Origin of the sequence: Cedecea davisae DSM 4568 (assembly GCF_000412335.2) — a bacterium.
GTDB lineage: Bacteria > Pseudomonadota > Gammaproteobacteria > Enterobacterales > Enterobacteriaceae > Cedecea > Cedecea davisae.
This window is the reverse complement of the sequence record NZ_KE161030.1, coordinates 4343797-4351889: the sequence shown is the minus strand read 5'-3', so window position 1 is coordinate 4351889 and position 8093 is coordinate 4343797. Positions and strand designations below refer to the sequence as shown.

Below are 8093 nucleotides of genomic sequence, written 5' to 3'. Positions count from 1 at the left end.
CGCTGCTCCCGGCAGCTCAACCCCGTCTGAATTGGGTCAAAGCCGGGGACGATGAGAGCCGGGGAAAAGGGCGTGGCTGCGGAATCTAACGCGATCTGGCACTGGTGATACAAATCTATTTTTTGCCCCCTCGCCCGTTTGGGGAGAGGGACGGGGTGAGGGGGATAATGAGAACCGGAGACAAAAGCGTGGCCGTTGTTCCGGCTTAAATCGCCTCCGTTTTCTCTCGCCGGGAGTCCGGGTTCTCAGGGGAGTGACGGTGACTCCCCTGACACGTTCACCGTTCGCGGAACGTGCAGGGGAAAAGTACTACGGGTGAACGGAAAAATTGCAGGCTTATAGAGGCAATGCCTTTAGATTATTGCTATTTACACATTTCTGAAAGCCAGGCCAATGTATGCCTGGAGCTGCATTGAATGCGCCCTATTTAAACCCCATATCCCATCATCTTCAGCAATTTCTGCGCGTGCAGCACCGCTTCCTGGCGATGTGCCACGCCAAGCTTCTGATACAAATTACGAATGTGCGTTTTTATCGTGGTCGCAGCGACATCCAGCTCGCCCGCTATCTGCTCATTGCTGTAACCAGAATAAATCAGCCCCAGCACCTGCCATTCGCGCTGGGTAAGCGGGCTGGTGCGGATAAGCTCCGGCACCTCGGGGTGATTCAGCAGGCGGTTAACAAAGCTTTCGTCGAAGTGCGCGAACTTGTGGCGATGATGCTGATTAATTTCGCGCAGAATACGCTGGGCGCGGTGCTGGTCCAGCTCCGGCAGCGTATTGAGCTGGATCAGCTGGCGCAGCTGCTGAGCCATCGGCTCACCTTCAATCACAAAGTGGCTGATAAACCCGGTGCGGTTTGCCAGCGCCAGCGCCTCAAGCAGAACGCGCTGGGCGTCGCTCTTGCGCCCAGCCTGCCAGTAAAGCTGGTTCAGCAGCAGCAGGTTGCGGTTGAGATCGCTCATCAGGCGCAGGCTGCGGGCGTTTTCGTTTAACTCTTCCAGCACCATTTCCGCAGGATCATATTCGCCGAGCAGGATCTGCACCCGGGCGATGTTGCGCCACTGGCTTTGCAGGAAGTGGTTATTGGCGAACTCCGGCTTCGGCGTCTGGCGTAACCAGTTGGCGGCCGACTTCTTGTCGCCGGTCATTTGCCAGTAGATAACTCGTACCTTGTCGGCATTAGACACCCAGTCACTGTGCCAGGGACCGTTCCCGAGTAAATTTTCAAGACGGTTAAGGTGATTGCGGGCATTGTCCAGGTCGCCTCGGGCCAGCGAGCACTGAACCAGCAGCGCCAGACACTGTAGCTGCTGAGGCGGCTGGAAGCTGGAAAGCACCTCCATTCCGCAGCGAGCGGCTGCTTCTGCTTCATCCAGTCGCGCCCACGCCCAAAGTAGTTGAGCGCGAATACGCTGTAGGAACTCGTGCAGCGGGAGCTGTTCAAGATGCTGCTCGCGGATTAACACAAAGGCTTTTTCCTGGGTTTCCCAGGCCGCCTGCAGGAAACCCTGCGCCAGCAGAATTTCGCTTTGCTGGATGAGGCTCCAAAGCGCGTAGTGCCAGACATCGTGGCGGCGCGCCATCTGCTCGGTTTGCTGCATTACCGAGAGCGACTTAGTGAGATCGCCCTTGCAGTGCAGCACTTCGCCATGAACGGAGGTTGCCACTATGCGGCTGTAAAAATTGGCCAGGGGCAGCATTTCCAGCGCCACCATCGCCAGACGCTCGGCTTCTGCCGGGTCGCCAGCATTAATCGCCACCTGAGCGCGCAGGGCGTTGAATTCGCCGTGTAGCGTATCGTCGATGACTAAATCCATCTCCTGCTCGGCGCGAGCCAGCAGGGTATTTACTTCGCTGTAACGATGCTGGCTTTGCATCAGCCAGGCCTGGAGGAGCACCAGCTTCGGGTTCTCCAGCAGGCTTTCCCACGGCAGCGCCTTGAGCGATTCTTCCAGCAGCGTCAGCTCGCTGTGGTTAAACAGCGCCCAGGCGTGGCCCAGCAGAATATCGCGTAGCATATTGGCATCACCGGCCGCCAGCGCGTGGTGAATTGCCTCGCTCGGGAAGCCCTGAGCCATCCAGCTTTCTGCCGCCGCGCGGTGAATATCGGGCAGCTCAGCGGCCAGCTCCCACTGGCAGCGTTGACGCAGGAAACTGCCGAACAGCGGGTGGAAACAGAACCATTCTCCCGAATCATCCATGCGCTGCAGGAACAAGCCCTGGCGCTCGGTCTCTTCCAGGCGCATCTGGCCGTTTTCTTCGCCGGTGACCCGGACAATCAGCGCGTCGTTCATCGAGCGCAAAATAGAGCTGCGCAGCAGGAAGTTGCGGGTATCCGCGTCTACGTTATTCAGCACCTCATCTACCAGATAGTCCGACAGATGGCTGGCGTTGATGCCCGACAGGCGGCGCGCCGAATGCTGGGCGGGCGTGTTGCTCTGGCGTGCGGAAAGGGCGATAAGCTGGAGGGCGGTAACCCATCCGGCAACGTCATCGCACAGACGGCTGCTGTCGGCGTGCTCAATCGGGCTTGCCAGGCGGTTATCAAAGAACTGCTTGGCTTCCTGATGGGTAAAGGCGAGCTGCTGGCTGCCGATTTCCAGCAGCTGATCGCGCACCCGCAGGTTGGCAATACCAAGCTGGGGTAAATTGCGCGACAAAATAACCAGCGTCAGGTTTTCCGGCTGGTGGCGAATAAAGAAACGCATCGCTTCGTGGATAACCGGGTTGCTTATCAGGTGATAATCATCAATCACCAGATACAGCGGTTTATCCCATCCTGCCAGCTCGATAAACAGCTGGGAAAATAGCGACGAAAGGCTGGCGTACTGGCGTTTTTGCGCCATGATTTCGCTGCTGACACAGTGGCTGCCGGTGGCGTGCTGAACGGCGGCGATCAGGTAGCTGGCAAAGCGCTCTTGCTGGTTGTCCCCCTCATCCAGGGAGTACCAGCCCAGCTCTTTTTTCCCCGCCGCCCACTGTGAGACCAGGGTAGTTTTACCGTAACCTGCGGGGCTGGCGATCAGCGCCAGCCGGTAGTTGGCGGCAGTCGAAAGCTTCACCAACAGGCGGTCGCGAACCACAGTGTTTTCCAGCCGAACAGGGCGACTTAATTTGGATGGGATTAACATAGTTGATCACTTCACTGTGTATAAATTTCCCCGACATATTGCACGCAGCAGCGCCGTTTCGCGCGGCCGCGTAGACAATAAAGGAGGGAAAATGTTCAAGGATGCGATTTTTTTTACGCTTCGTAATTAATGCTTACGGATAAGGTCGACCAGAACGTTCTTTATTGCAAGATTGTTGAACTTTCCGTGCTCGGTAAGTTGCACCCTGTCACAGTTCCATTTTTTTCATGAATGCGATTGCTCACTCCTTGCTCCGGAACGAATGAAACCTGTTACATCGCGTCGGCGGGTGGCAGAGATCACATTTTTCGCTCATCCTCGCTACTCCTCCCCGCCTAATCCGCAGCGGGATGAGGAAGTCAACCAGGCTGCCCGGCACACTAACGGGTAATGATTTTCGAACATTACAGGACCGATTTCCTATGTCACAGCCGATCTTCAGTAAACAACAGTTTCAGGCCGCTCTGACGCGCCAGTGGCAGCGTTATGGGCTTCATGATGCCGGTGAAATAACCCGTAGCCAGTGGTGGCATGCGGTTAGCGGAGCGCTGGCCGAGCTTTTGGCTGCTTCTCCTGCCGCCAAACCCGCAGCTAAACAGCGCCATGTAAACTACATCTCTATGGAGTTTCTGATTGGCCGCCTGACGGGAAATAACCTGCTTAATTTGGGCTGGTTCTCTGAGGTAAGTGAGGTGCTTCAGGAGCACCAGATTAGCCTCACCGACCTGCTGGAAGAAGAGATTGACCCGGCGCTGGGTAACGGCGGACTGGGGCGGCTTGCAGCCTGTTTCCTGGATTCAATGGCGACGGTTGGGCAGTCGGCAATTGGCTATGGCCTTAACTATCAGTACGGCCTGTTCCGCCAGTCCTTCAAGGACGGCAAGCAGATGGAAGCCCCGGACGACTGGCTGCGCGGAAGCTATCCCTGGTTCCGCCATAATACCCAGCTTGACGTCCAGGTTGGCGTGGGAGGCAAAGTAGTGAAAGCCGGGAAAATTCAGCGCTGGGAGCCAGCCTTTATTTTTCACGGTGAAGCATGGGATCTGCCCGTGCTTGGCTACCGTAACGGCGTGGCTCAGCCGCTGCGCCTCTGGCAGGCCAAACACGCCCATCCGTTCGATCTGACTAAATTTAACGACGGCGAATTCCTGAAGGCCGAGCAGCAGGGCATTGATGCCGAAAAGCTGACTAAAGTGCTTTACCCGAACGACAACCATCTGAACGGCAAAAAGCTGCGCCTGATGCAGCAGTATTTCCAGTGCGCCTGTTCGGTGGCAGACATTCTTCGCCGTCATCATCTGGCGGGCCGCAAGCTTGCCGAGCTGCCGGATTACGAAGTTATCCAGTTGAACGACACGCACCCGACTATCGCTATCCCTGAGCTGCTGCGCGTGCTGATTGACGAGCATCAACTGAGCTGGGACGACGCCTGGGCAATCACCAGCAAAACTTTCGCCTACACCAACCACACTCTGATGCCGGAAGCGCTTGAGTGCTGGGATGAAAAGCTGGTTAAGGCGCTGTTGCCGCGGCATATGCAGATAATCACTGAAATCAATAAGCGGTTTAAAGTGCTGGTCGATAAAACCTGGCCGGGTGACGAAGCCGTTTGGGCGAAGCTTGCCGTGGTGCACAACAAACAGGTGCGCATGGCTAACCTTTGCGTAGTGGGCGGCTTCGCGGTGAACGGCGTTGCGGCGCTGCATTCTGAGCTGGTGGTAAAAGATCTGTTCCCTGAGTATCACCAGCTTTGGCCGAATAAATTCCACAACGTGACCAACGGCATTACGCCGCGCCGCTGGATCAAGCAGTGCAACCCGGCGCTGGCCGCGCTGTTCGACAAAACGCTGAAAAAAGAGTGGGCCAACAATCTCGACGTGCTGGAAGGGCTGGAAAAATACGCCGATGACGCCAAATTCCGCCAGACCTGGCGCGAGATTAAATACCAGAACAAAGTGAAGCTGGCCGCGTTCGTGAAGGCGCGAACCGGAATTGTGATTAGCCCGGACGCGCTGTTTGATGTGCAAATAAAACGCCTGCACGAGTACAAACGCCAGCACCTGAACCTGCTGCATATCCTGGCGCAGTACAAAGAAATCCGTGAAAACCCGAATGCAGACCGCGTGCCGCGCGTCTATTTGTTTGGGGCGAAAGCCGCGCCGGGCTACTACCTGGCTAAAAATATCATCTTCGCGATTAACAAAGTGGCCGAAGCGGTGAATAACGATCCGCTGGTTGGAGACAAGCTGAAGGTCGTGTTCCTGCCGGATTACTGCGTTTCAGCGGCGGAAGTGATGATCCCGGCGGCGGATATCTCAGAGCAGATTTCTACCGCAGGCAAAGAAGCCTCCGGTACCGGCAACATGAAGCTGGCGCTTAACGGCGCGTTAACGGTCGGCACGCTGGACGGCGCTAACGTTGAGATTGCCGAGAAGGTCGGCGACGAGAATATCTTTATCTTCGGCCATACGGTGGAGCAGGTTAAAGCGCTGAAAGCGAAAGGCTATGATCCGCTGAAATGGCGCAAGAAAGACAAGGTGCTGGATGCGGTGCTCAAAGAACTTGAGCAGGGTAAATACAGCGACGGCGATAAACACGCTTTCGATCAGATGCTGCACAGCATGGGTAAAGAAGGCGGCGACCCGTATCTGGTGATGGCGGACTTCAGCGCCTACGCCGAAGCGCAGAAGCTTGCCGACAAGCTCTATCTCGACCAGGAGGCCTGGACTCGTGCGGCGATTCTGAACAGCGCCCGCTGCGGAATGTTTAGCTCCGATCGCTCGATTCGCGATTACCAGCAACGTATCTGGCAGGCAAAACGCTAAGGGAGCGCCATGGAACGCAAACGCCTTGATAAAGCTGCTCTGGCGGCAGGAATTAGCCCGAACTACATCAACGCGCACGGTAAGCCGCAGGATATTCCTGAGGACACTAAAAGGCGTCTGCTGGAGGCGATGAACCGCACTGCGGCACCTGAATCCGGGCCTGGCCCGGTGGCAGGCGTTAAGGTCTTTACCGCCGGGCAGCGTATGCAGCTGGCGCTGGTGGGCGAAGGGGAATTTAGCTGGCATCTGACGACCGAAGACGGAGAGCAGCATCACGGCAGCGCGGTGGCCGGGAAGAACCTGGTGCTGCCCGCCAAACTCCCTGAAGGTTATCACGACCTGAGGGTGGAGCAGGGTGGCCGCCGCTGGGCCTGCCGGATTATCGTTGCGCCGCAGCGCTGTTATGAGCCGGATGCTTTATTGCAGGATAAAAAACTGTGGGGCGCCTGCGTGCAGCTCTACACTCTGCGCTCCGACGCAAACTGGGGAATTGGGGACTTTGGCGATTTAAAGCTCATGCTGGCAGATGTTGCGGCCCGTGGCGGATCGTTTATCGGCCTTAACCCTATCCATGCTTTATACCCGGCGAACCCGGAGAGCGCCAGCCCGTATAGCCCTTCATCTCGCCGCTGGCTGAACGTTATCTATATTGACGTTAACGCGGTTGAAGATTTTCAGAGCAGCAAAGAGGCGCAGGCGTGGTGGAAAAAAAGCTCGACTCAGCAGCAGCTTCGTGCGGCCAGGGACGCCGAGTGGGTAGATTATTCTGCCGTTACGGCGCTCAAGATTTCCGCTCTGCGCATGGCGTGGCAGCAGTTTTCTCAGCGGAAGGCTAAAGACCCGCAGGTTGCGGCGTTTAACCAGTTTGTTGCCGACGGCGGTGAAGGGCTGTTTTATCAGGCGGCTTATGACGCGCTGCATGCAAACCAGGTCAAGCAGGACGCAATGCGCTGGGGCTGGCCGGTTTGGCCGGAAGGCTATCGTGATGCCCACAGCGCCGAGGTTAAGTTGTTCTGCGATGAACATCGCGACGAGGTTAACTTCTGGCTTTGGCTGCAATATCTTGCCTGGCGTCAGTTTAAAGCCTGCTGGGACGAGAGCCAGGGCTATAACATGCCGATTGGCCTCTACCGCGATCTGGCGGTAGGCGTGGCGGAAGGCGGGTCTGAAACCTGGTGCGACCGTGAACTCTACTGCCTGAAAGCCTCCGTGGGCGCGCCGCCTGATATTCTCGGGCCGCTTGGGCAGAACTGGGGGCTGCCGCCGGTTGATCCTCATGTGATGGTGGCTCGTGCCTACCAGCCTTTCGTCGAATTGCTGCGTGCCAATATGACCCACTGCGGCGCGCTGCGCATAGATCACGTTATGTCTATGCTGCGGCTGTGGTGGATCCCTTACGGCGAAACGGCGGATAAAGGGGCTTACGTTCAGTATCCGGTAGACGACCTGCTTGCCATTCTGGCCCTTGAAAGCCAGCGGCACCGCTGCATGGTGATTGGCGAGGATTTGGGAACCGTGCCGGTGGAAATTGTCGGCAAGCTGCGCGACAGCGGGGTTTACTCGTACAAAGTGCTGTATTTCGAACATGACGGCGAGAAGCAGTTCCGCGCACCTGCCGCGTGGCTGAAACAGTCTATGGCGGTCGCAACGACTCACGACCTGCCTACCCTGCGGGGCTACTGGAACAGCGGCGATTTAACGCTCGGCAAAACGCTCGGGCTTTATCCCGATGAAGCCGTTCTGAAAGGACTGTATGAGGATCGCGAAAGGGCTAAACAGGGCCTGCTGGACAGCCTGCATAAGTACGGCTGCCTGCCGAAACGTGCAGGGCACAAAGCCAGCCTGATGACCATGACCGATACATTAAATCGCGGGATGCAGCGCTATATAGCCGACAGCAACAGCGCCTTACTTGGGCTACAGCCGGAAGACTGGCTGGATATGGCGGAACCGGTGAATATTCCGGGAACCAGCGATCAGTATAAAAACTGGCGTCGCAAGTTAACGCATTCGCTTGAGCAGATGTTTGGCGATGAGAGAGTGAATAAGCTGCTGAAGGATTTAGATAAACGGCGTAAGAAAATGTGATTTGACGACCCTCACCCTAACCCTCTCCCTGGAAAGGAGAGGGAACA

Annotated in this window: 3 protein-coding genes; 2 read left to right on the top strand and 1 reads right to left on the bottom strand. The window is 56.8% G+C overall.

Translation table 11 applies throughout. The features are described from left to right. Window positions 1-427 precede the first annotated feature (427 nt). Window positions 428-3133 carry an HTH-type transcriptional regulator MalT gene (gene malT, locus HMPREF0201_RS19915; RefSeq protein WP_016538545.1) on the bottom strand — a complete coding sequence of 902 codons (2706 nt, stop codon included), beginning with the start codon at window positions 3131-3133 and terminating at the stop codon, window positions 428-430. A 422-nt stretch (window positions 3134-3555) separates the two neighbouring features. Here malT and malP point away from each other — a divergent pair, with 422 nt between their 5' ends. Both malP and malQ read left to right on the top strand, forming a co-directional pair. Then, complete coding sequence (gene malP, locus HMPREF0201_RS19910) at window positions 3556-5958, top strand: maltodextrin phosphorylase (protein ID WP_016538544.1); 2403 nt, start codon at window positions 3556-3558, stop codon at window positions 5956-5958. Window positions 5959-5967: 9 nt separating this feature from the next. Next, the gene (gene malQ / locus HMPREF0201_RS19905) at window positions 5968-8046 is read left to right on the top strand and encodes a 4-alpha-glucanotransferase (protein WP_016538543.1); all 2079 of its coding nucleotides are present in this window, start codon (window positions 5968-5970) and stop codon (window positions 8044-8046) included. Window positions 8047-8093 lie beyond the last annotated feature (47 nt).

What these genes read in the sequence shown, in the direction of transcription:
- malT (WP_016538545.1), bottom strand. Translation starts at nt 3,133, where the DNA reads ATGTTAATCCCATCCAAATTAAGTCGCCCTGTTCGGCTGGAAAACACT.
- malP (WP_016538544.1), top strand. Translation starts at nt 3,556, where the DNA reads ATGTCACAGCCGATCTTCAGTAAACAACAGTTTCAGGCCGCTCTGACG.
- malQ (WP_016538543.1), top strand. Translation starts at nt 5,968, where the DNA reads ATGGAACGCAAACGCCTTGATAAAGCTGCTCTGGCGGCAGGAATTAGC.